Origin of the sequence: Cupriavidus phytorum (genome assembly GCF_003254285.1) — a bacterium.
In the GTDB taxonomy this organism is placed as follows: domain Bacteria; phylum Pseudomonadota; class Gammaproteobacteria; order Burkholderiales; family Burkholderiaceae; genus Cupriavidus; species Cupriavidus phytorum.
In genome coordinates this window covers 87692-110582 of the sequence record NZ_QKZN01000009.1, presented here as the reverse complement: position 1 = coordinate 110582, position 22891 = coordinate 87692, and the positions used below count along the sequence as shown (strand labels likewise).

General features: G+C 68.8%; 18 protein-coding genes. 13 read left to right on the top strand and 5 right to left on the bottom strand.

Annotated elements, in window-relative coordinates; all coding sequences use genetic code 11:
• Nucleotides 1-316: 316 nt before the first annotated feature.
• The 3 genes from C7416_RS21545 (at nucleotide 317) to C7416_RS21535 (ending at nucleotide 4312) form a co-directional block, all read left to right on the top strand.
• On the top strand, nucleotides 317-1681 hold the full coding sequence (locus C7416_RS21545; RefSeq protein WP_111520812.1) for an NCS2 family permease: 1365 nt from the start codon (nucleotides 317-319) through the stop codon (nucleotides 1679-1681).
• A gap of 667 nt (nucleotides 1682-2348) precedes the next feature.
• Nucleotides 2349-2819 (top strand): hypothetical protein, encoded by a 471-nt coding sequence (locus C7416_RS21540; RefSeq protein WP_111520811.1) that lies wholly within the window; start codon nucleotides 2349-2351, stop codon nucleotides 2817-2819.
• Nucleotides 2820-2944: 125 nt separating this feature from the next.
• Nucleotides 2945-4312, top strand: coding sequence for a sigma-54 dependent transcriptional regulator (locus C7416_RS21535; protein WP_111520810.1), 1368 nt, complete (start codon nucleotides 2945-2947; stop codon nucleotides 4310-4312).
• Between the two features lie 146 nt (nucleotides 4313-4458).
• On the opposite strand, the gene C7416_RS21530 is transcribed toward C7416_RS21535, so the two are convergent.
• Nucleotides 4459-4869: a hypothetical protein gene (locus tag C7416_RS21530; RefSeq protein ID WP_240988234.1), complete on the bottom strand. Its 411-nt coding sequence runs from the start codon at nucleotides 4867-4869 to the stop codon at nucleotides 4459-4461.
• A gap of 746 nt (nucleotides 4870-5615) precedes the next feature.
• Entirely contained in the window at nucleotides 5616-5813 is a 198-nt protein-coding gene (locus C7416_RS21520) for a hypothetical protein (protein ID WP_240987750.1), read from the bottom strand.
• 249 nt (nucleotides 5814-6062) lie between these two features.
• On the opposite strand from C7416_RS21520, the gene C7416_RS21515 reads away from it, so the two are divergent.
• Nucleotides 6063-6986 (top strand): YihY/virulence factor BrkB family protein, encoded by a 924-nt coding sequence (locus tag C7416_RS21515; protein ID WP_474078215.1) that lies wholly within the window; start codon nucleotides 6063-6065, stop codon nucleotides 6984-6986.
• A 206-nt stretch (nucleotides 6987-7192) separates the two neighbouring features.
• Nucleotides 7193-8794, top strand: coding sequence for a peptide chain release factor 3 (locus C7416_RS21510; RefSeq protein ID WP_062803948.1), 1602 nt, complete (start codon nucleotides 7193-7195; stop codon nucleotides 8792-8794).
• 86 nt (nucleotides 8795-8880) lie between these two features.
• On the opposite strand, the gene C7416_RS21505 is transcribed toward C7416_RS21510, so the two are convergent.
• Nucleotides 8881-11058 carry a TonB-dependent receptor family protein gene (locus C7416_RS21505; RefSeq protein ID WP_111520806.1) on the bottom strand — a complete coding sequence of 726 codons (2178 nt, stop codon included), beginning with the start codon at nucleotides 11056-11058 and terminating at the stop codon, nucleotides 8881-8883.
• 322 nt (nucleotides 11059-11380) lie between these two features.
• On the opposite strand from C7416_RS21505, the gene C7416_RS21500 reads away from it, so the two are divergent.
• The 3 genes from C7416_RS21500 (at nucleotide 11381) to C7416_RS21490 (ending at nucleotide 14981) form a co-directional block, all read left to right on the top strand.
• Nucleotides 11381-12628, top strand: a complete 1248-nt coding sequence (locus C7416_RS21500; RefSeq protein WP_111520805.1) for an MFS transporter — start codon at nucleotides 11381-11383, stop codon at nucleotides 12626-12628.
• A gap of 194 nt (nucleotides 12629-12822) precedes the next feature.
• Nucleotides 12823-13701: a helix-turn-helix domain-containing protein gene (locus C7416_RS21495; protein ID WP_111520804.1), complete on the top strand. Its 879-nt coding sequence runs from the start codon at nucleotides 12823-12825 to the stop codon at nucleotides 13699-13701.
• Nucleotides 13702-14021: 320 nt separating this feature from the next.
• Nucleotides 14022-14981 (top strand): mechanosensitive ion channel family protein, encoded by a 960-nt coding sequence (locus C7416_RS21490; RefSeq protein ID WP_111520803.1) that lies wholly within the window; start codon nucleotides 14022-14024, stop codon nucleotides 14979-14981.
• Here C7416_RS21490 and edd read toward each other — a convergent pair.
• Nucleotides 14978-16825: a phosphogluconate dehydratase gene (edd, locus tag C7416_RS21485; RefSeq protein WP_111520802.1), complete on the bottom strand. Its 1848-nt coding sequence runs from the start codon at nucleotides 16823-16825 to the stop codon at nucleotides 14978-14980. The two genes, C7416_RS21490 and edd, sit on opposite strands and share 4 nt — an antisense overlap.
• Before the next feature lie 217 nt (nucleotides 16826-17042).
• Here edd and zwf point away from each other — a divergent pair, with 217 nt between their 5' ends.
• The 5 genes from zwf to C7416_RS21460 are packed head-to-tail and all read left to right on the top strand — an operon-like array spanning nucleotide 17043 to nucleotide 22315.
• Nucleotides 17043-18500: a glucose-6-phosphate dehydrogenase gene (gene zwf / locus C7416_RS21480; RefSeq protein ID WP_062803942.1), complete on the top strand. Its 1458-nt coding sequence runs from the start codon at nucleotides 17043-17045 to the stop codon at nucleotides 18498-18500.
• Nucleotides 18501-18534: 34 nt separating this feature from the next.
• Nucleotides 18535-19215, top strand: coding sequence for a 6-phosphogluconolactonase (pgl, locus tag C7416_RS21475; protein WP_111520801.1), 681 nt, complete (start codon nucleotides 18535-18537; stop codon nucleotides 19213-19215).
• A gap of 45 nt (nucleotides 19216-19260) precedes the next feature.
• Nucleotides 19261-20274 carry a glucokinase gene (glk, locus tag C7416_RS21470; RefSeq protein ID WP_111520800.1) on the top strand — a complete coding sequence of 338 codons (1014 nt, stop codon included), beginning with the start codon at nucleotides 19261-19263 and terminating at the stop codon, nucleotides 20272-20274.
• 2 nt (nucleotides 20275-20276) lie between these two features.
• The gene (locus tag C7416_RS21465) at nucleotides 20277-20990 is read left to right on the top strand and encodes a response regulator (protein WP_111520799.1); all 714 of its coding nucleotides are present in this window, start codon (nucleotides 20277-20279) and stop codon (nucleotides 20988-20990) included.
• The gene (locus tag C7416_RS21460) at nucleotides 20990-22315 is read left to right on the top strand and encodes a sensor histidine kinase (protein ID WP_111520798.1); all 1326 of its coding nucleotides are present in this window, start codon (nucleotides 20990-20992) and stop codon (nucleotides 22313-22315) included. The genes C7416_RS21465 and C7416_RS21460 overlap by 1 nt, the downstream gene beginning before the upstream one ends.
• Here C7416_RS21460 and C7416_RS21455 read toward each other — a convergent pair.
• On the bottom strand, nucleotides 22312-22881 hold the full coding sequence (locus C7416_RS21455) for a hypothetical protein (protein WP_111520797.1): 570 nt from the start codon (nucleotides 22879-22881) through the stop codon (nucleotides 22312-22314). The two genes, C7416_RS21460 and C7416_RS21455, sit on opposite strands and share 4 nt — an antisense overlap.
• Between the last annotated feature and the right edge of the window lie 10 nt (nucleotides 22882-22891).

The following is a 22891-nucleotide window of genomic DNA, read 5'->3' as shown; positions in this document are numbered from 1 at the left end:
CGAATGAACTGTTGCCTCGTCGCTTGAATCTAGGCGCGTTTATACGGGGGATTGCCGCCAGCGTCAAGATGGGGGCGGCCCCATGCCTCTGCCGGCAGCGGGCGTGACGGACTGGCCCGCCGCGTGCGCGTCGTGGGATCATCACGCCTTTTGCATGTTGCTTATTCGTGCCCGCCGTGACGGCGCAGGGCCGGGCGGTACAGAGTACGCTTGCCGGTCGGGGCAGGCGCTGCGCCAGCCCCGGCCCGACCGGCGCCGGAACTGACCCACCGGGGTCCAGTTGCCGCGGACACGATAAGACACCAGGAGACCATTCATGTCGATGCCGGATCCCGCTTCCAAGCCGGGCACATCCACCCCCGCAGCGCCCCACGCCGCACCGTCGCTGCTCGAGCGGGTATTCAGGCTGCGCGAGCACCATACCGATGTCCGTACCGAGATCCTGGCCGGCATCACCACGTTCCTGACGATGGCGTACATCATCTTCGTCAATCCCTCCATCCTCGGCGATGCAGGCATGCCCAAGGACGCGGTGTTCGTTGCCACCTGCGTGGCCGCGGCGATCGGCACGCTGATCATGGGCTTCTACGCCAACTATCCGATCGCGATGGCGCCCGGCATGGGCCTGAACGCGTATTTTGCGTACACCGTGGTCAAGGGCATGGGCTTCCCGTGGGAAGCGGCCCTGGGTGCGGTCTTTATCTCCGGCTGCCTGTTCCTGCTGGTGACGCTGTTCCGCGTGCGCGAGATGATCGTCAATGGCATCCCGCATTCGATCCGCGTGGCGATCACCGCGGGCATCGGCCTGTTCCTGGCCATCGTTGCGCTGAAGAACGCCGGCATCGTCACCGCGAGCCCGGCCACGCTGGTGACCATCGGTGACCTGCACCAGCCTTCGGCGGTGCTGGCGATCGTCGGTTTCTTCGTGATCGTGGCGCTGGACCACCTGCGCGTGAAGGGGGCCATCCTGATCGGCATCCTGCTCACCACGCTGCTGAGTTTCGCCTTCGCCGGCAATACCTTCCATGGTGTCTTTTCCGCGCCGCCGTCGCTGAGCCCGACGCTGTTCAAGCTCGACATCACCGCGGCCCTGTCGATCGGCATCATCAACGTGGTGCTGGTGTTCTTCCTGGTCGAACTGTTCGATGCGACCGGCACGCTGATGGGCGTGGCCAACCGCGCGGGACTGCTCAAGGCCGGCAAGATGGACCGGCTCAACAAGGCGCTGATGGCCGACAGCACCGCCATCATGGCGGGCTCGTTCCTCGGCACCTCGTCCACCACCGCGTATATCGAAAGCGCCTCGGGCGTGCAGGCGGGCGGACGTACCGGCCTGACCGCGGTGACGGTGGCCGTGCTGTTTCTCGCGGCACTGTTCATCGCGCCGCTGGCGGGAACGGTGCCGGCCTATGCCACCGCGCCGGCGCTGCTGTATGTGTCGTGCCTGATGTTGCGCGAACTGCTGGAGATCGACTGGAACGACGTCACCGAAGTGGTGCCCGCGGTGATGACGGCGCTGGGGATGCCCTTCACCTATTCCGTCGCCAACGGCGTTGCGTTCGGCTTTATCAGCTATGCGGCGCTCAAGCTGCTGACCGGGCGCGCGCGCAGCGTGCCGGTGATGGTGTGGATCATTGCCGCCGTGTTTATCTTCAAGTTCTATTACCTTCCGGGACACTGAGCGCACGCGCCGCATCAACGTCGAGTCTCCGCGAGCGGGCGGCCCCAGGGCCGCCTTTTTTATCGCCGTGATGACACGCAGCGCAATTTGCACGATGCTGCCGCGTACCCGTTTCTGCGCGCGGCCGATGTCGCGAGGCCGGTGCAGCGTACCCGATTCTGCGTGCAGGCCGAGGCAGCGATTCAGGGGTTCGGCATGGTCATGTCCCTGCCGCGGTGGGGTGTCGAAGCGTACCCGTTTCTGCGTAGTATGTTCGCGCCGTATGCACGCGCGGGCGCGCCGCGGCGTGCCGATGCCAGCGCTCTCGCGTGTGTGCGCGAGGGCTCATACCAATGGATGAGATTGGCTGTAAGTCACCCACACGGGGCTGGACAAACCGCCGCAAATGCACTGAACTATAGGCGTGGCAAAGAGGGGCGCGGCAAGCGCCCCTTCTTGACTCCGGTGTATGCGGCACGGTGCCGGAGCCACGCCGGAAGCGCGCCGGCGCAATGCGCCAGGACGGCAGCGCTTTCGCGACAGAGACCGTCAATATCGATGACGGCGCCGTCCACAATCCGGGAGCGTGCGGACAACATGCGCGCCACGCAGACAAGAAAATTCCAAGACTGAAAAGTGGTAAACGTAGACGTGCAGTGCCGGGGGATGTTGTTCAACGGGGATAATCATGACCGCAGGAGAGATCCGGCGACCCGTCATCGGGCCTGTCAGGGAGTCCAGTAACCGATCCATCCGATCTATGCATCCAGCCTGGGCTGCCGTGGGGGAAGCCGCAGGCGAAGTGCCCGCCAAACGGGCCGTGAGCGACGCGGCCACCGCGGATGTTGTTGCCCTGCTTGCCGAAGACAGCGAACTCAGTGACAGCGCCCGCGCGGCGGTGTCCAACCTGCTGCGTCGCCATCGGCTGCTCGAAGGGGAACTGGCGCGCCAGCGCACGCTGCTGCAGGAATGGATCCTGAGCCAGCTGACCTACAAGACGCTCTACTACCAATACTCCGGCCAGTCGCCGCAGGCGCCTCGCGTGGAGTTGATGCGCGAGAAGGAGGCCGTGCGGCGGCGCATCCGCGAGCAGCTCCAGCCGGGCGCGGATTACCTTGCCGCGCCTGATGAATCCACCCGCAGTCTGTCCAGCTCGTGACACCGACGTCGACCGCGGGCGCATGCCCGCAGCCAGTTCAGCCCCACCGTCCGCCACGGACGCGCGCCGCTGCGGCGGCCACGGGTGCCGGCACCAAGAACAAGCCTAACGTCCGGGAGATCGTGATGGACCGACTGTGCAAGGCGTCACGCACTGCACAGCTCGTGGTCGTGTCGCGTCATGAAGATTTTGGTTTCGACCCGTCCGTGATCGGCACGGAATGGGAAATCCGCCGCGTCGCGCAGGTGCGCGACGCCGAGCGCACGGTGCGCGCCTGCCCGCCCACGGCCGGCGTGATCGACCTGCAGTCCGACTACAGCGAGGCCGAGTTCACGCAGCTGGAACAGGCGCTGCAGTACCTGCATATCACCTGGGTGGCGATCACCTCCGATGCGATGCTGGCCAACGAGCGCGTACGGCGGATGATCCGCGACTATTGCGTCGACTACGTGCGCCTGCCGTTCTCGATGCCGGAGTTGCTGTACACGCTGCGGCATGCGCGCGGCATGGCGTCGCTGCATGGCACGCGCCCGCAGGAAAGCGCGTCGCGCGGCACCATGATCGGCGAATGCGCGGCGATGCGGGCGATGTTCCGCTCGCTCGCCAAGGTGGCGCACAACGAAGCGCCGGTGTTCATCTCGGGCGAGTCCGGCACCGGCAAGGAACTGGCCGCGCAGGCGATCCACGATGCCTCGAGCCGGCGCAAGGGCCCGTTCATCGCCATCAACTGCGGTGCCATTCCCTCGCACCTGGTGCAGTCTGAGCTGTTCGGCTATGAAAAGGGCGCGTTTACCGGGGCTAACCAGCGCAAGATTGGCTGGATCGAACAGGCCGAGGGCGGCACGCTGTTTCTCGACGAAATCGGCGACCTGCCGCTCGAAAGCCAGGTGGCGCTGCTGCGCTTCCTGCAGCAGGGCACGATCACGCGGCTGGGCGGCCACCAGTCGATCCCGCTCAACCTGCGCATCATCTCGGCCACGCACGTGGACCTGGTCGCGGCGCAGGGCGACGGGCGCTTCCGTTCGGACCTGTTCCACCGGCTGTGCGTGCTGACGCTGTCGATCCCGGCGCTGCGCGAGCGCGGCGAGGACATCCTGCTGCTGGCCAATGCGGTGCTGGCCGAGCACGGCCACGAGGCGCACCGACGCATCCGCGGGTTCTCCGCGTGCGCGACGCAGGCGATGATGCAGTACGCCTGGCCGGGCAATGTGCGCGAACTGATCAACCGCGTGCGCCGCGCCATCGTGATGACCGACAACCGCAAGATCACCGCCGAAGACCTGCAGCTGCACAACGGCGCCGAACTGCCGCGCAAGACCCTCGATGCGATCCGCGAAGAGGCCGAGCGCGAAGCGATCCGCACCGTGATGGCCAGCCACGGTTTTCACGTGGTGCCGGCCGCGCGCGAGCTCAACGTGTCACGCGTGACCCTGTACCGGCTCATGCACAAGCACAATATCCGTGTGGAGAGCCACGCCTCGGCGGGGGAATAGCGGCAGTCAACAGCCCCGGTCCTGTGCCGGTTGCCGGCGCGGCCGGTACCACGGCCAGTACCACGGGCCCGGACATGCGCCGGCGGGAAAGGGGAACCGGCGACGTCCGCTCGCCGGTTCCGCCTTTCCCCGTGCCGGCCGGCACGTCAGCGCACCACCCGCGGGGGCCTTGCGGCCCGCTTCCCATCCGCGACCCCGTTCGCGAACCCGCCGCCATACGCCTGCACGGGCGCGGTGGCGAGGTTCATGCTGATCTTGCCGCGCGCGCGCCGCGGCGGCTCGCAGGCATCCTGCGCGGGCCACGGCACCATGTCGCGGCGGCGCTGGCCGTCGCGTGCGTGCCGCGCGGGCGGGGCCAGCGCTTCGCCGCCAGTCGTGTCCGGATCCAGCCGCAGCTCTCCCCAGGCCCAGCCGAAGCCGCGCACATAGACGTCATGACTGACCGCGGCGTGGCTGTTCGCGTCATCCGCGTCGGGGCGGTCGAACCACGCGTAGCTGGCCGCCGCCGCGCTGCCCGAGCCGATCGCCAGCGCCGTGGCGAGCATTGCAGCTTTCATGGTCGGCTCCTCCCTGTGAAAAAAAAGTGCCCGCCGGGGGACGGAACACTAATCGGCGCGGTCACGCTGGCTCGCGTGCCCGCTTGTTGTGTCAGTTCGTCACGCGCGCCGCTTGCCAGCATGACGCCGGCAGGACGGACTGGCCTGCGCCGGTCTGCGGATCGCCATGCATGCCATGCCGTGCGCACTGCGCGCGAGTTGCACCCGGGCGCGCGGATAGGGCAGCAGCGGCGCCGACACCAGGTCCGTCTCTGACGGCGGCGGGCCGGCCAGGCGGTATGCACGCCGGCGCGCCGTCATGCGGGAAGGCGGGTTACGCATGTGGTGATCTCCAGCACGCAAGCGACCGGTTTGACTTAACTGGCGCAGACCTGCTTTGCGCCCTGGCGAAGCCAGAGCGACAAGTGTGCCAAGGGCCGCAAACGCTTGTGCCACGCGGCTTTGCGAGGCGCTTCGCGGTACCTGGCAGCCACTGCGCGGCGGCGCTGGACCAATCGGTTTCGCCACTGCAACGCGTTGCGCCGGCGCCGTGGCGGCGCGGGCATGGCGCTGGCGTCCGCCGGCGCGCACTGGCCGGCGCCTTGCCGTGCGCGCGACGCGTGGCGCCACGGCCTCGCGGCCCGTTGCACGGTTGAAACTGGCCTTACATCAGTCATGCATGCGAGTAACCGCGATGCATCGCGCCAATATCACGCCGTGGTGCGTGGCCACGCAGAAACGGGTACGCGCCGGGGCGGCGCGCGCGGTCAACGGGGCTGGCCCGAGGTGCCAGAGGGATTGGCGGGGCTGGACGGTGTCGCGGCAGGCGCTGCCGAGGGCACGGCGCCCGACGCGGTGCCGGAGATGGGCTTGGGTCCGGGCTGGCTGCGCTCGCAGCCGGCGCAGCCGAGCACGGCGATGATTGCCAGCACGGCCGCCGGGCGTGCGCGGAGGTTGCAGGTCACGGGTGCCTCCTTGCGCCGGCGCGCGGGCAACGGATGCGCCGGCAGGTATGCCTGGTCTTACTGTAGCAGGTCGCCTGCGGCGCGCCGCGCCAGGCGCGCCTTGGGCAAGCGCCGCGATGCGCAGTATGATGAACGCAGCGCCGGCCGCGCGGGCCGGCGCAATCCATCCGCGGTCCCCGCGCCGGATCGCGCCAGCACCAGGCCGTGACTGACAAGACCGAACCTTCCTCATCGTCTGCCGCCGACGGCGTGCCGCCGCCGCGCCGGCACCGCCCGCACTGGCTGCCCGACCGCCACACCGGCGCACGCACGCTGCGCGTGGTGGGCGCCGCGATTACCTCGTGGTTCGCGCACCGTGCCGCCAGCAAGGGTGCGGCGCTGTCCTTCTACATGCTGTTCTCGCTGGCGCCGATCCTGGTGCTGGTGATCTCGATCGCCGGCCTGTTCTTCGGCGCCGAGGCGGCGCGCGGCGAGATCTTCGCGCAGCTTGAAGGGCTGGTCGGCGACCAGGGCGCCGCCGCCATCGAGGGCATCCTGGCCGCGACGCACCGCGCCGGCGGCAGCGGCATGGCCGCGCTGATCGCGACCGGCATCCTGTTCGTCGGCGCCACCAGCGCCTTTGCCGAACTCAAAAGCAGCCTGGACGACATCTGGCACGTGCCGGTGCCCGACACCGCCGGCTGGCGCCAGCTGCTGCGCACGCGCCTGCTGTCGTTCAGCCTGGTGCTGGTGCTGGCCTTCATGCTGCTGGTGTCGCTGATCGTCAATGCGGGGCTGGCGGTGGTCGAGCGCATCTGGGGCCAGCTGTGGACGCAGTCGTGGTTCGCGCCGGTGGCCGAAGCGATCTCCTCGCTGTTCTCGTTCGCGGTGGTGACCGTGCTGTTCGCGGTGATTTTCAAGATGCTGCCGAATGCGCGTATCGCCTGGCGCGACGTCACCATGGGCGCGGTCATCACCGCGCTGCTGTTCTCGATCGGCAAGCGGCTGATCGGGCTGTACCTGGGCAACAGCGCCGTGGCCTCGTCCTATGGCGCCGCCGGATCGGTGGTGGCACTGATGCTGTGGGTGTACTACTCGGCACAGATCTTTTTCTTCGGCGCCGAGCTGACGCGCCAGTACGCGCTGCAGTTCGGCAGCCTGCGCGGCAAGCCGGCGGACAAGCTGGCCGAATAGCGGCAGCGCGCCCAGCGGACAGGCGCAGGGCGCGGGCCCGGCCGGCGACAACGCAAATCCCGTAGCGGCGCCCAAACCGGTAAAATAACGCCCCATTCCCTTCGCGTGCCCGCAGGGCCCGGCCCTGCGGCCGCCCGCGGCGCTGCCGGTCCTGGTTCCGGCCACCGCCGGGCCATCCCAATATTTCCCAGTCTGATTCCGCTGCCGTGAGCTCGCTCGTTCCTGAAATTGCGCGTCGTCGCACCTTCGCCATCATCTCCCACCCCGACGCGGGCAAGACCACCCTGACCGAAAAGCTGCTGTGGTTCGGCGGCGCGATCCAGGTCGCGGGCGAAGTGCGCGCGCGCAAGGCTGACCGCCATGCGACCTCGGACTGGATGGAGCTGGAAAAGCAGCGCGGCATTTCGGTGACGTCGTCGGTGATGCAGTTCCCGTACCGGCGCGACAGCGCGGACGGCAAGGCGCAGGAGAACATCGTCAACCTGCTCGACACCCCGGGCCACGAGGACTTCTCCGAAGACACCTACCGCACGCTGACCGCGGTGGACTCGGCGGTGATGGTGATCGACTCGGTCAACGGCGTCGAAGCGCAGACGATCAAGCTGCTGAACGTCTGCCGCTTGCGCGACACCCCCATCCTTACCTTCATCAACAAGCTCGACCGCGAAGGCCGCTCGCCGATCGAATTGCTCGATGAAATCGAGGACGTGCTGCAGATCCAGTGCGCGCCGATGACCTGGCCGATCGGCATGGGCAAGGCCTTCCGCGGCGTCTACCACTTGATCGACGACAAGGTGCAGCTGTTCGACCCGCACGGCGACAAGGGCACCTCCGCGATCCTCGACGGCCTGGACAATCCCGAGCTGGACCGCATCCTCGGCAGCCAGGCCGAAGAGCTGCGCGTCGAGATCGAACTGGTGCGCGGGGCCTCGCACACCTTCGACAAGGAGGCCTTCCTCAACGGCAAGCAGACGCCCGTGTACTTTGGCTCGGCCATCAACAACTTCGGCGTGCAGTCGCTGCTGGATGCGCTGTGCGAGCTGTCGCCGCCGCCGCTGGCGCGCAATACGGATTCGCGCGTGGTCGAGCCGCAGGAGCCCAAGTTCACCGGCTTCGTGTTCAAGATCCAGGCCAATATGGATCCGCGCCACCGCGACCGCATTGCCTTCGTGCGGGTGTGCTCGGGCCGCTTCGAGCGCGGCATGAAGCTGCTGCACGTGTCCGCGGGCAAGACCGTGGCGATCAACAACGCCATCACCTTCATGGCGCAGGACCGCAACACCACCGAAGAGGCCTACGCCGGCGACATCATCGGCGTGCCCAACCACGGTACCATCCGCCTGGGCGATGTCTTCACCGAAGGCGAGCCGCTCAAGTTCACCGGCATCCCGTCGTTCGCGCCGGAATTCTTCCGCCGCGCGCGCCTGAACAACCCGCTCAAGGTCAAGCAGCTGCAGAAGGGCCTGCAGCAGCTGGCCGAAGAGGGCGCCACGCAGATGTTCCGCCCGCTGGCGTCCAACGACCTGGTGCTGGGCGCCGTGGGGATCCTGCAGTTCGACGTGGTGGCGCACCGGCTCGAGCATGAGTACGGCGTCGATGCCATTTTCGAATCGCATGAATGCGCCACCGCGCGCTGGCTCAAGGGCACGCCGGCGGAGATCGAGAAGCTGATCGCCAAGGCCGGGCACAACGTGGCGCTGGACGGTGCCGGCGACCATGTCTACCTGGCGCCGAGCATGGTCAACCTGCGGCTGACGCAGGAACGGTTCCCGGAGCTGCAGTTCCTGGAGACGCGCGAGATCGTCTGATCATCGCGCTCGTGCCAAGCAAAACGGCTCGCCAATGGCGAGCCGTTTTGCTGTTCCGAGGGTTTGCCTGGCGCTTTTCAAGCCAATCAATACGCCAGCGACGCCTGGATATAGAACGTCCGCGGCATGCCCACATACTTGCCGGCATTGTTGTCGGTCGAGCGCGTGAAATAGCGCTTGTCGAATACGTTCTTCACGCCCACCGCCAGCTTCAGGTTCTGCGCCGCCTTGCCGAAGTCATAGCCCACGCGCAGGTTCATCAGCGCATAGCCCGGGATATCGCCCAGCGCGCCGTTGGCGCTTTCCGCGGTCTGGTAGGTGGTCGAATTGCTCGGGTCGCCCGGCGAATGCTGCTTGGACTGCGCAAAGCCATCGACATTGAACGACCAGCGGTTGCGCGCGTAGCGCATGCCCACCGTGGCCACGTGGCGCGAATAGAACGGCAGGTCGCGCCCGGCGAAGTTGCCCTGGTTGTAGGTGGCTTCGGTGTAGGTGTAGGTGGCGTAGGCCGACAGGCCCATCAGCGCCTTGTCGAGCGCGCCGAAGTCATAGCGCAGCGACGATTCGACGCCGCGATGGGTGGTGGCGCCGAGGTTGGTCCAAGCATCCGGCGCGCCGCCGGTGCCGCCGCGCAGCTGCAGCTCGTCGTCGAAGTCGATGTTGAACAGCGTCAGCTCGCCGCCCCAGCCATTGGCGTTGAAGTGCGTGCCGATCTCGTAGGTCTTGGCCTTTTCCGGCGTCAGTCCATTGGTGGTCTGCGCGATCTGGAAATACTGCAGCGGGCCGAACGACACGCCGGCGTTGGCGAACAGCTTCCACTGGTCGCTGACGTGGTACATCACCGCCAGCGACGGCAGCGGCTCGTTGGACGACACGTCGCGGCGCACACCGCTGAAGTTGTCGGTCACGTACGAGCGGATGAACTCGTAGCGCAGGCCGGGGGTGATGGTCCAGTTGCCGACGTTGATGGTGTCGTCGATATAGACCGCGTTGGCGGTGGTGCCGCCGGTGCGCCACTGGTAGACCGGCGACGGCAGCGTGGTGGCATCGACCGAACCCGGCACGTAGTAGGCGGTGCGCGATGCCTGCTCGTCGCTGGCTTCGCGCAGGAAGCGGTAGCCCACGCTGACCTCGTGGCTCATGCTGTCGCCGCGGAACAGCTGCGAGTAGCGCGGCTCGATCGCGAAGGTGTGATAGTTGCGCGGAGCCGCGGTCAGGCGGCGCCGGCCGGCCTGCGCGCCCGTGCCTTCCTGCTCGATATTGCTGCCGCGGAAGCTGTCGGTGTAGTAGGTCAGCACCTCGAACTTGCGGTCAGCGTCGTTGTGGCTGTATTTCAGGCTGAAATCGTGGCGCCGTCCGCTGAAGTTGTCATAGGGGCGCACCGACTGGAACGGGTCGGCGGCGTATTGCCCTGGCGTCAGGCCGCCCGGCATGCCGGCCGTGCCTTCGTAGTAGTGGAACGCGGCGCTGAGCGAGTCGGTCTTCGAGATCCGGTACGCGCCCTTGAGCAGCAGGTCGTCGATATTGACGTGATCGTTGCTGGCGCGATAGCCGTTGCCGTGGATGCCCGAGTACAGCAGCGCGCCGCCCAGCCCCTGCGCGTTGGTGCCGCCGATGAATGCGGTCGGGTTGGTCTTGACGTTGCCGCCGTGGCTGTAGATGTCGGTCGAGACCGAGGCATCGGCGGCGAAGGTCGTCGGAATCGGGCGCGTCACGAAGTTGATGATGCCGCCCACGTTCTGCGGGCCATAGCGCACCGAGCCCGCGCCGCGCACCACGTCGATGGTCTCGAGGTTGCCCAGCGACAGCGGCGCCATCGACAGCTGCGGCTGGCCGTAGGGGGCCACCGCCAGCGGGACGCCGTCCATCAGGATGGTCGAGCGCGGCGACAGCCGCGAAGCGAGCCCGCGCACACCCACGTTCAGCGAGACATCGCTGCCGCCGGTGCCGTTGTTCTCCTGCACCTGCACGCCCGGGATGCGGCGCAGCACTTCGCGCACATTGTTGGCGCCGGCTTCGGCGAAGGTCTCGCGGTCGACGATGGTGCGCGCGCCCGGATGCTCCAGCACCTTGGCCTCGTTGGCGTTTTCGAGCCAGTTGCCGACCACGGTGACCGTGTTCAGCGTGGCTTCGGCACTGGCGGCGGCAGGGGTGACGGGCGTCGCGGAAGCCGGTTCGGCGGCATGGGCCGGCATGGCGGCGATCTGGGCAAACAGCAGGGCGGCGCCGATGGCACCCCCGGTCAGGCGGAAAGCGGGCTGCAAGGTGAGGTTCCTGGGGAGAGCGGCGCGTCCCGCTGCGCCGGAAGCGGTGGTCCGGACGGTCGCGCCAATGGGCGGCGATTATAAATGCGAGTGATTCTCAAAAGCGAGAAGCCCTGCATTGCATCGCGGGCACGTGTCGCGTCTCTGCATCATTGTGCTGACAACGAGGCAACATTCGCGCTTCAACCGGCACATTTTGAGTATCCCGTGTGCAGGCGTGGGCATCTGCATGCAGCAATTAAGCGCACGCTTTAGAATCTGCCTTTTGCGCACGGCGAACCCGCTTCCCGGACGCAAGCTCCGCTCCCTTCCTGCCCCATCCATGTCTTCCCCTGCCACCGTCCCGGCCGCCGAGCCGGACAGCGTCTTCCGTGATTCCGTCTTTCGCCGCTACTGGTTCGCGCGGCTCTGCACCACCATCGGCTACCAGATCTTTACCGTGGCGGTGGGCTGGCAGATGTACGACCTGACGCGCGACCCGCTGATGCTGGGCATGGTCGGGCTGGTGCAGTTCCTGCCGTCGGTGGCGCTGATCCTGATGTCGGGCCACGTGGCGGACCGCTTCGACCGGCGCCGCATCGTGCGCACCTGCCAGTCGCTCGAGGCGCTGCTGGCCGCCGGCATGGCCGCCGCCAGCCTGGGCGGCTGGATCGACAGCCACCACATCTTTGTCTTCGTCGCGCTGATCGGCGCCACCCGCGCGTTCGAGAACCCCACGCTGCAGGCCTTGCTGCCCAGCGTGGTCACGCCGCGCCAACTGCCGCGCGCGGTCGCGCTGGCCAGCTCGGCGGGGCAGGCCGCCATCATCATCGGCCCGGCCATCGGCGGCTTCGCCTATGTCGCCGGCCCGGGAGTGGTGTACACGCTGAGCGCGACGCTGTTCGCCATCGCCGCCGTGCTGGTGGGCGGCATCACGCTGCGCCAGACGGCGCAGCGGCTGACCGCGCCGGTCAGCGTGCGCACCGTCTTTGCCGGTTTCGCCTATATCCGCAGCCGTCCGGTGCTGCTGGGCGCGATCTCGCTGGACATGGTCGCGGTGCTGCTGGGCGGCGCCGCGGCGCTGTTGCCGATCTACGCGCGCGACATCCTGCATACCGGACCGTGGGGGCTGGGGCTGCTGCGCTCGTCCCCGGCCATCGGCGCGCTGGCGATGGCGCTGTGGCTGGCGCGCCATCCGCTGAACCGGCGCGCCGGACGCGTGATGTTTGCCGCGGTGGCGGTGTTCGGCGTCGCCACGGTGGTGTTCGGGGTCTCGACCTGGCTGCCGCTGTCGATGGCGGCACTGGTGGTGCTGGGCGCTTCCGACATGATCAGCGTGGTGGTGCGCTCCACGCTGGTCCAGCTCGACACGCCCGACGACATGCGCGGGCGCGTCGGCGCCGTCAATTCGGTGTTTATCGGCGCTTCCAACCAGCTGGGCGAGTTCGAGTCAGGCGTCACCGCCGCGCTGTTCGGCCCGGTCGGCGCGGTGGTCCTGGGCGGCGTCGGCACGCTGCTGGTGGTGGCGGTGTGGATGCGCCTGTTCCCGGCACTGGCGGCGCGCGACAAGCTGCATGAACATCCCGCGTGAACTGGCCGCGGGGCGCGTGCAGGGCGGCATGGCGACAGCCAAAGCGTACCCGTTTCTGCGTGCGCGGCAGTGGTGCTGACGGCGGTATAGTGAGGCCTCGCGCGCCAACTTTCGTCGCTGAAAGTCGTGCCCGATTGTTGCCACCCGCATCGCCGACCGCATAGCCGCCCGCATCCCGCCACGCCTTGCGCCACATGACCTTGCCGACCGATCCGCTCCAGCGCCACGCGGTGTTCGCCGCGCTCAGCGGCTCGCGCGCTTCGCTGGAGCGCGCCGCCCCGCTGGGCGATGGCCTGGGCGTGGCGCTGTGGCGCAACCGGGACGACAGCACAGGCTATGCGAGGCCCGGCCACCACACCATGTCGGTCTACCTGCAGGGCGGCCACGCCACCTACCGGCGCGACCAGCCCGGCAACAAGGGCGCCCCGGGCAGGCTGTGCCTGTTGCCGGCCGACCACGAGTCGCGCTGGCATGTCGGCGGCCCGCAGCGCTTCCTGCATCTGTATTTCCGTCCCGAAACCCTGGCCCGGCACTGCGTGCGCCTGCTCGACCGCGAACCGCGCTCGGTGGCCTTGCGCGACCTGACCTTTGCCGACGATCCGCGCCTGCATGCCCTGAGCCAGCAGCTTGCCGCGCTCGACTGGCGCTTGCCCGAGTCCCGCTTGGCCGGCAATGCGCTGGCGCACGAGGCGCTCAGCCACCTGGTGCTGAACCATGCCGGCCGCGCCGCCCCGACCGACTGGCGCGGTGGCTTGTCGGCGCAGGCGCGGCGAACCGTGCGCGACTGGATCGAAAGCCATCCCGACAGCAACCCGACGCTGGGCGAACTGGCGGCCATGGTGGGACTGTCGGAATTCCACTTCGCGCGCATGTTCCGCGTCTCGTTCGGCATGCCGCCGCATGCCTGGGTGCTGCAGACCCGCCTGGAGCGGGCGCAACGGCTGCTGGCCGATCCGCGCCGCCCGCTGCATGAAGTCGCCGCCCGCGCCGGGTTTGCCTCCGCCAGCCACCTGAGCCGGCGTTTCCAGGCCGCGTTCGGCGTCACGCCCGGCGTCTGGCGCGCGGGCGCGTAGCGTTCACGCGCTTGCGGGCGGTCCGGCGCCAGCCGTTGCGGCGCAAGGCCTGGCGCTGACACCCCACCAAATCCGGCCCAAGTCTTGGGAACCCGCCTGGGCTTCGCCTGTCCCCTTCTATGTGCCGTGTTTCCGGCTTTGTCGGTGAACGTCTGACATCGTGCATTCAATGCGCATTAATTTGTCAAGCGTGAACCTCTTGCCAGCGTTCGGGCAAGTCTGTCCGGGCATCGCCACGGCACGCAGAAACGGGTACGCATCGCCGCCCCAGGCCAGCACCGTCGACAACCCTGACAACAACCGCAAACGGAGCCGCTCCCATGGATCTCAACTTTATCGATGCCGACCAGCTTGAGGCGGGCTGGTCCTACCTGGTCCGCTTCGGCATCAACCAGGGCATGAACTGCCTCGCGGCCATCCTGATCCTGATGATCGGCTGGTGGCTGTCGGGCCGTGTCGGTACCGCGGCGCGCGCTGCGTTGGGCCGCACCCATGTCGATGCCACCATGCGCCCGCTGCTGGCCAATGCGCTGCAGTGGATGGTGCGCGTGCTGACCATCGTGCTGGTGCTGTCGCAGTTCGGCGTGCAGACCGCCAGCATCATCGCCATGCTGGGCGCTGCCGGCCTGGCGATCGGTCTGGCGCTGCAGGGCACGCTGCAGAACATTGCCGCCGGCATCATGCTGGTGCTGCTGCGCCCGTTCCGCGTGGGCCAGTACATCGACGCGCAGGGCGTGGCCGGCACCGTGCGCGAAACCGGGCTCTTCATGACCGAGCTGACCACCTTCGACGGCGTCTGCCTGCGCGTGCCCAACGGCAAGCTGTGGGGCAGCGCCATCACCAACTACAGCGAGAACGCGACGCGGCGCGCCGACATCGAGGCCACGGTGACCTTCGACAGCGACGTGCAGCGCAGCCTGGAAGCGCTGCGCGCGATGCTGGCGCGCGAGCCGCGGCTGCTGGCCGAGCCCGCCCCCGAAACCATGGTGGTCAACTACACCCAGCAGGGCATTACGCTGAACGTGCGCTACTGGACCTCGAACGACGATTACTGGAACGTGCGCTTCGCCTTCTACGAGCGCATCAAGCAGGTGCTGGAGCAGGCCGGCAGCAAGCTGGCGGTGCCGATCCAGGAGCTGCACGTGCCGGGCGCGTCGTCGGTGCCGGGCGTGGTGAAGGTGGCCGACAGCGCGCCGTCGGCAGCGTCGCGGCCGGCCGCGACGCAGTCGCACCAGCCGACGCAGCAGCCGACGCGCCAGCCCGCGCGCCAACCGGGCTAGCCGCGCGCGTCCTGCGCCTCGGCCTCGTCCGAGAACAGCGTGCAGGCCCCGCTTTCGGCCGTGCTGACCTGGCGGCGGAAGGTTGCGAACAGGTCGCGGCCGACGCCATGGCGATTGGCGCTCAGGTCCGGGCGCGCCGGCGTGCGCGCCTGCCATTCGTCGTCGGGCACCAGCACGTCGAGCGTGCCCGTGGTCGCGTCGACGCGCATCATGTCGCCGCTGCGCACGCGCGCGATCGCGCCGCCGCGCAGCGCTTCCGGGCAGACATGGATGGCGGCCGGGACCTTGCCCGATGCACCCGACATGCGTCCGTCGGTCACCAGCGCCACATGGAAGCCGCGGTCCTGCAGCACCGTCAGCGTGGGCGTGAGCTTGTGCAGCTCCGGCATGCCGCACGACGCCGGGCCCTGCCAGGGTAGCACCGCAATGAAGTCGCGCTCCAGCTCGCCGCGCTTGAAGGCATGCAGCACATCGTCCTGATGCTCGAACACGATCGCCGGCGCCTGCACCACCTGGTGCTCGGGCTTGACCGCCGAGGTCTTGATCACCGCGCGGCCCAGCTTGCCGTCGAGCAGCTTGATGCCGCCGTCCGGCGCAAAGGGCGCGTCGGCGGTGCGCACGATGCTGTCATCGAGCGGCGCGGCGGGGCCGTCGATCCACGTCAGCTGGCCGTCGCGCAGCACCGGCTCGCGCGTGTAGTCCTGCAGGCCCTGGCCGACGATGGTGGTGACGTCGTCGTGCAGCAGACCGAGTGCGAGCAGGCCGCGGATCACCACCGCCAGCCCGCCGGCGGCCTGGAACTGGTTCACGTCGGCCTTGCCATTCGGGTACACGCGCGCCAGCAGCGGCACCACCGCCGACAGTTCGTCGAAATCGTCCCAGCTCAGCACGATGCCGGCCACGCGCGCCATCGCGATCAGGTGCAGCGTGTGGTTGGTCGAGCCGCCGGTGGCCAGCAGCCCGACGATGCCGTTGACGAAGGCGCGCTCGTCCAGCACCTCGGCCACCGGCGTATAGCGCTCGCCGCCGTGCACCAGCTTCAGCGCCTGGCGCGCGGCCTCGCGCGTGAGCGCTTCGCGCAGCGGCGTGTTGGGATTGACGAAGGCCGTGCCCGGCAGATGCAGGCCCATCATTTCCATCAGCATCTGGTTCGAATTCGCGGTGCCGTAGAAGGTGCAGGTGCCGGGCCCGTGGTAGGAGCGGGTCTCGGCCTCGAGCAGTTCCTTGCGGCCGATCTTGCCTTCCGCATAGAGCTGCCGCGTATGCGCCTTCTCGTCGTTGCTGATGCCGGTGGTCATCGGCCCGCCCGGCACGAACACCGCGGGCAGGTGGCCGAAGGAGAGCGCGCCCATCACCAGGCCGGGCACGATCTTGTCGCACACGCCCAGGTACAGCGCGCCATCGAACATCTGGTGCGACAGCGCCACCGCCGTGGCCAGCGCGATCACGTCGCGCGAGAACAGCGACAGGTCCATGCCGTCCTGGCCCTGCGTGACGCCGTCGCACATCGCCGGCGTGCCGCCGGCAAACTGCGCGGTGCCGCCGGCTTCGAGCGCGGCTTCCTTGAGCCATTGCGGGAACGCGGCCAGCGGCTGGTGCGCGGACAGCATGTCGTTGTAGGCCGAGACGATGGCCAGGTTGGGCCGCTCGTCGGCCTTCAGCCGGATCTTGGCGGCGTCCGGCATGGCGGCCACCGCGTGGGCGAGGTTGGTACAGGAAAGCTGCGCGCGTTCGACCTTCTGCCCGGCCATGGCGCGGGTGCGGTCAAGATACGCCTGGCGCGAGGCGGTGCTGCGGGAGACGATGCGGGCGGTGACCCGCTCGAGCACTGGATGACGTGGCATGGGGTTCTCCTGCGGGGGAGCTTTCAGCCTAGCGCACTTTGCCGGGCCCTGCACGGCGCAGGGCGCCTGATGGCCCGCACGCGGCCGACGCCAACCACGCAGAAATGGGTACGCTTGCCTCGCCAAGCCGGGGCGACTCACGTAAACTGGCCGCAACTCGGCCGGCCATTGCGCGCCGGCCGCGACAACTCGAATCCTCAAGGAGCGCAGGGTGAGCATGCCTGATTTCGACATGGTGCTGTTTGGCGGCACCGGCGACCTGGCGCGGCGCAAGCTGCTGCCGTCCCTGTTCGATGCGCACCACGCGGGGCTGCTGCATCCGGCCGCACGCATCCTCGCCACCGGCAGCCAGCCGATGTCGAGCGCGGACTACATCGCCTCGCTGGAACAGAGCGTGCGTCCCGCGCTGGCCCATGCGCCGCCCGAGTCATGGGACAGATTCTGCGCGCGCATCGTCTACGTGCAGGCCGATGCACGCGTGCCGGCGCACTTCGATGCGCTGGCCGAGCAGCTGCTGTCGCGCAAGCCCGAGGTGGTGGTGTGCTATCTCGCCACCGCGCCGCACCTGTTCGTGTCGATCTGCGAGCAGCTGGCGCGCACCGGCCTGAATACGCGCCACGCACCCAATGTGCGCATCGTGCTGGAAAAGCCGCTGGGCCATGACCTGGAATCGAACGAGGCCATCAACTCCGCGGTGGCGAAGTTCTTTGCCGAAGAGCAGATCTACCGCATCGACCATTACCTGGGCAAGGAGTCGGTGCAGAACCTGATGGCGATCCGCTTCGGCAACGCGCTGTTCGAGCCGCTGTGGCGCCGCGAGTGGGTGCAGGACGTGCAGATCACCATCGCCGAAGAACTGGGCGTGGAAACGCGCGGCGATTTCTATGACCGCACCGGCGCGCTGCGCGACATGGTGCAGAACCACCTGCTGCAGCTGCTGTGCATGGTGGCGATGGAGCCTCCGGCCAGCTTGAGCGAAGACGCCATCCGCGACGAGAAGATCAAGATCCTGAAGGCGCTCAGGCCGATCACGCCGCAGGACGTGGCCGAGAAGACCGTGCGCGGCCAGTATCGCTCCGGCGCCATCGGCGGCAAGCCGGTGCCCGGCTACCTCGAGGAAGAAGGCATCGCGCCGGACAGCCGTACCGAGACCTTTGTCGCGATCAAGGCCGAGATCGCCAACTGGCGCTGGGAGGGCGTGCCGTTCTACCTGCGCACCGGCAAGCGCATGCAGTCGCGTGTGGCCGAGATCGTGATCCACTTCCGCGACGTGCCGCACGCGATCTTCCCGCGGCCGCTGACGCAGTCGCCGCAGAACCGGCTGGTGATCCAGCTGCAGCCCGAGGAAAGCATCCGCCTGTACTGCCTGGTCAAGCAGCCCGGCGATACGCTGGAGCTGACGCCCACCTCGCTCGACCTGGACTTCGCCAACTCGTTCAAGGTGCGCCGCGCCGGCGCCTATGAACGGCTGCTGCTGGACGTGATCCGCGGCCGGCTGGGCCTGTTCGTGCGCCGCGACGAGCAGGTGCAGGCGTGGCGCTGGGTCGAGCCCATCATCGACACGTGGGAAGCCAGCACGGTCCCGCCCAAGCCCTATACCGCCGGCACCTGGGGCCCGGCGGCGTCGTCGGCGCTGATGTCGCGCGACGGCGGCCTGTGGCACGAGGAAGCCTGAGCCATCGGCTCGCACCACTGCAAAGGAAGCCGCCATGCGCCTGTTTGAACATCCCACGCCGATGGACCAGGCCGAGGCCCTGGCGATCTCGATCGGCAATGCGCTGGAGCTCGCCGTGCGCGTCAAGGGCTGGGCGGTGCTGGCGGTCTCGGGCGGACGCTCGCCGGTGGCGATGTTCGAGCGGCTGCGCCACCGGCACGTGCGCTGGGACGCGGTGACCGTTACGCTGGTCGACGAACGCGTGGTGCCGCCCGACCACGCCGACAGCAACGCCGCGCTGGTGCGCGCCCACCTGTTGCGCGAGGCCGCGGCCAGCGCCGCCTTCGTGCCGCTGATCGCCGACGCGCAGGACGCCGCCGCGCCCGCGCAGGCGGTGGCGCGCGCCAACGCCGCGTTCCGCCAGCCCGACGTGGTGGTGCTGGGCATGGGCGAGGACGGCCACACCGCCTCGCTGTTCCCGGATGCGCCCGAATTGCAGAGCGCGTTGAGCGAGCCGCAGCCGGGCTACGCCATCACTCATCCGTCGGTGGCGCCGCATGCGCGCATTACGCTGAACCTGGCCGCGCTGCTGGCCGCCGAGCGCGTGTTCCTTTCCGTCTCCGGCGCGGCCAAGGCCGCGGTGCTGGAGCGCGCGCTGCAGGGCCCCACGCCGTCGTTGCCGGTGAGCCTGGTGCTGTCGCGGCACCGGCACGGCTTTGACGTGTTCAAGACCTGACCGCCCCACTTGCCCGCCTTTGCGCGAGGAACGAGATCCGCTGCCATGGCCACTACCGCATCCTTCTCCGCTGACTTCCCGCGCCTGCTCGGCGATGTAGGCGGCACCAACGTGCGCTTTGCGCTGGAGACCGCGCCCATGCGGATCGGGCCGGTGACGGCGCTGAAGGTGGCGGATTTTCCGTCGCTGGAGGCGGCGCTGCGCCAGTACCTCGACGGCCTCGCCGGCGCGGGCCAGGCCACGCCGCGTCACGCCGCGATCGGCCTGGCAAATCCGGTGACCGGCGACCAGGTCCGGCTGACCAACCACAACTGGACCTTCTCGATCGACGGCATGCGGCGCGCGCTGGGGCTGCAGACGCTGGTGGCCATCAACGACTTCACCGCGCTGGCGCTGGCGCTGCCGCACTTGCCCGCCGACGGCCTGGCGCAGGTGCGCGCCGGCACCGCGGTGCGCAGCGCGCCGCTGGCGCTGGTCGGGCCCGGCACCGGCCTGGGCGTGTCCGGGCTGGTGCCGGCACCGGGCGGGCAGACCGTGGCGCTGGCCGGCGAAGGCGGCCATATCGAGCTGATGCCCGACACCGACGACGAATGGATCGCGTGGCGCGCGGCCCATCGCAACGTCGGCCGGGTCTCGGCCGAGCGGCTGCTGAGCGGCAGCGGCCTGTCGCATATCCATGCCGCGCTGGCCGCAGAAACGGGTACGCTTTTGCTCGCGCCGCTGCAGCCGGCGCAGGTCACCGCGGGCGCATTCGAGCGCAACGACCCGCTGTGCCAGCGCGCCATGGCGGTGTTCTTCGGGTTGCTGGGCTCGGTCGCGGCCGACATCGCGCTGGTGATCGGGGCGCGCGGCGGGGTTTATCTGGGCGGCGGCATCCTGCCGCGCTTCGTGCCGGCGCTGCGGGAGTCGGTGTTCGCCGAGCGCTTTGTCGCCAAGGGTCGCATGCGCGGCTGGCTCGAGGCGGTGCCGGTCCATGTCATCACCGCCAGCCATCCGGCGTTGGCGGGGCTGGCGCAGGCGCTGGCCGAACGCCTCGGCGGCGCGGGCGGGAACGGTTAGCCATGCGCGTGCTGCTGGTTGAAGACGACGCCATGATCGGCGAGAGCGTCAAGCTGGCGCTGCGCCAGGAAGGCTTTGCCGTCGATTGGGTGCGCGACGGCGAGGCGGGCCTGGCCGCGGCCAGCACCGCGGCGGACGGGCAGGCTTGCTACGACCTGATCCTGCTTGACCTGGGGCTGCCGCGCCGCCCCGGCCTGGAGGTGCTGCGCGCGCTGCGGGCGCGCGGCGTGCCCACGCCGGTGCTGATCCTGACCGCGCGCGACGCCGTTGCCGACCGTGTCGCCGGACTCAATGCCGGCGCCGATGATTACCTGGTCAAGCCCTTCGACCTGCAGGAGCTGGCCGCGCGCATGCACGCGCTGGCACGCCGCGCCGCGGGGCGCGCCGAACCGCTGGTCACCTACGGCGACATCGTGCTCAACCCCGCCACGCGCGAAGCCACCTGCCGCGGCGAACCGGTGCGGCTGTCGGCGCGCGAGTTCGCGCTGCTGTCGGCGCTGATGGCGCGCCCGGGCAAGGTGTGGTCGGTGCCGCAGCTGCAGGAGCGGCTCTATGGCTGGGACGACGAGGTCGGCAGCAATACCGTCGAGGTCTACATCCACGCGCTGCGCAAGAAGTTCGGCGCGGCGCTGATCCGCAATATCCGCGGCGTGGGCTATGTGGTGCCGCGCCTGGACAGCGAAGCGGCGGCCGCTGGCGAGGAGGAGGGCAGCTGATGCGCTCGATCCAGCGAACGCTGCTGGCCTGGCTGGCGGCCGGCCTGGTGGCCGGGATCGCCATCGCCACCGCGCTGATCTACGGGCAGGCGCGGCAGGAGGCCAACGCGCTGTTCGACTACCAGATGAAGCAGATGGCCGCGGCGCTGCCGAGCCAGTTTCCCAACCCGGTGGCGCCGCCCTTCATCGGCGCGCCCGGCGACCTCGCGCATGCCGACGAGGATGTGGTGATCCATATCTGGGATGGCTCCGGGCGCAGCCTTTACCTGTCGCACTCGCATCCGGAACTGCCCGCGCGCGCCGAGCTGGGTTTTTCCAACGTGACCACGCAGCAGGGGGAGTGGCGCCTGTACAGCATGCAGCTGGGGCCCGCCGTGGTGCAGATCGCGCAGCCGATGAGCGCGCGCCGCACGCTGGCCGCGCGCATGGCGCTGCGCACGGTGGCGCCGCTGCTGCTGTTGCTGCCGCTGCTGGGCTGGCTGGTGTGGATGGCGGTGGGCCGCGGCCTGCGGCCGCTGCGCGAGATCGCCACCGAGGTGCGCGCACGCGACGCCAACACGCTGGCGCCGCTGGCGGTGCGCCCGATGCCCGACGAGATCGCGCCGCTGAGCGCGGCGCTGAACCAGCTGCTGGCGCGGCTCTCGCATGCTATCGACACCCAGCGCGCCTTCGTCGCCGATGCCGCGCACGCGCTGCGCACGCCGCTGACCGCGCTGCAGCTGCAGGCACAACTGGTCGAGCGTGCCGACGACGGCGCCGCACGCGACGAAGCCATCGCCAAGCTGCGCCAGGGGCTGGAGCGGCTGACCCACCTGGTGACCCAGCTGCTGACGCTGGCGCGGCAGGAACCCGGCGCGGCCGTGCCCCCGCACGAACCGGTGGAACTGCATCAGATGGCCGCGGCCGTGGTCGCCGAGATGGCCCAGGCCGCGCTCGATCGCGACATCGACCTGGGCCTGGACGGCAGCGCCGACGCCACCCCCGCCGTCGTGCGCGGCGATGCCGATGCCTTGCGCATCCTGCTGACCAACCTGCTGGACAACGCGCTCGCATACATCCCCGCCGGCGGCCGCATCGACGTCGCGGTGCGGCGCGGTGCCGACGGCCGCAGCGTGGAACTGGTGGTCAGCGACAACGGCCCGGGCATCCCCGCCGAAGAGCGCGCGCGCGTGTTCGACCGCTTCTATCGCGTCGCCGATGCGCCGACCGGCGGCAGCGGCCTGGGCCTCGCCATCGTCGCCGAGATCGCGCAGTCGCATGGCGCGCGGGTGGTGCTGGAGGATGCCGGCCCGGGGTTGCGGGTCAGGGTGGTGTTTCCGGCTTAGCCTGCGTCGGCAAACATTGCGGCCTGCCCGTTGCGCAACTGGCTGAAGCGGGAGCGCAGATCCAGTTTGTCTTGTGCTCTGTGCAAGGCCGGCGCCGCCATGAACGAAAGCAACCGCTCGAGTTGCTCAACACCGCGCACGGTCAGGAAGGACCTAGTCGTATTGATAAAGACGACCGCTACCTTTCCGCGCAGCAGCAACTCCATGACGTTGTGAAGCGTACCGGTGCTGCGAGCATCCCAGATCATCAGGCCGAAGTCCGCGGCCTTCGCCATCTCGATATCCTTCGCGGTGAAATAGGCGCGCGTGCCAGGCGCTGCATGCCTGGCGTCGACACAAACCACTGCCCAGCCGCCCAGGTTGTTGCGAGGCTTGGGCCCGCTGCAGTAGACGACGATCTGTGCCGCATCCTTGCTGCTTAAATATGCCTGGACGGAACTGTCGGCTCCGTTTGCGTCGCCGATGATGACGGTGTGGTCGCCCGCGACAATGCTATCGATGCGTGCTTTGACCATGGGATCGAGTTGCCTGATGCTGATCGAGCCCGCAACAAAGATCTTGCTCATCCGTCGCACC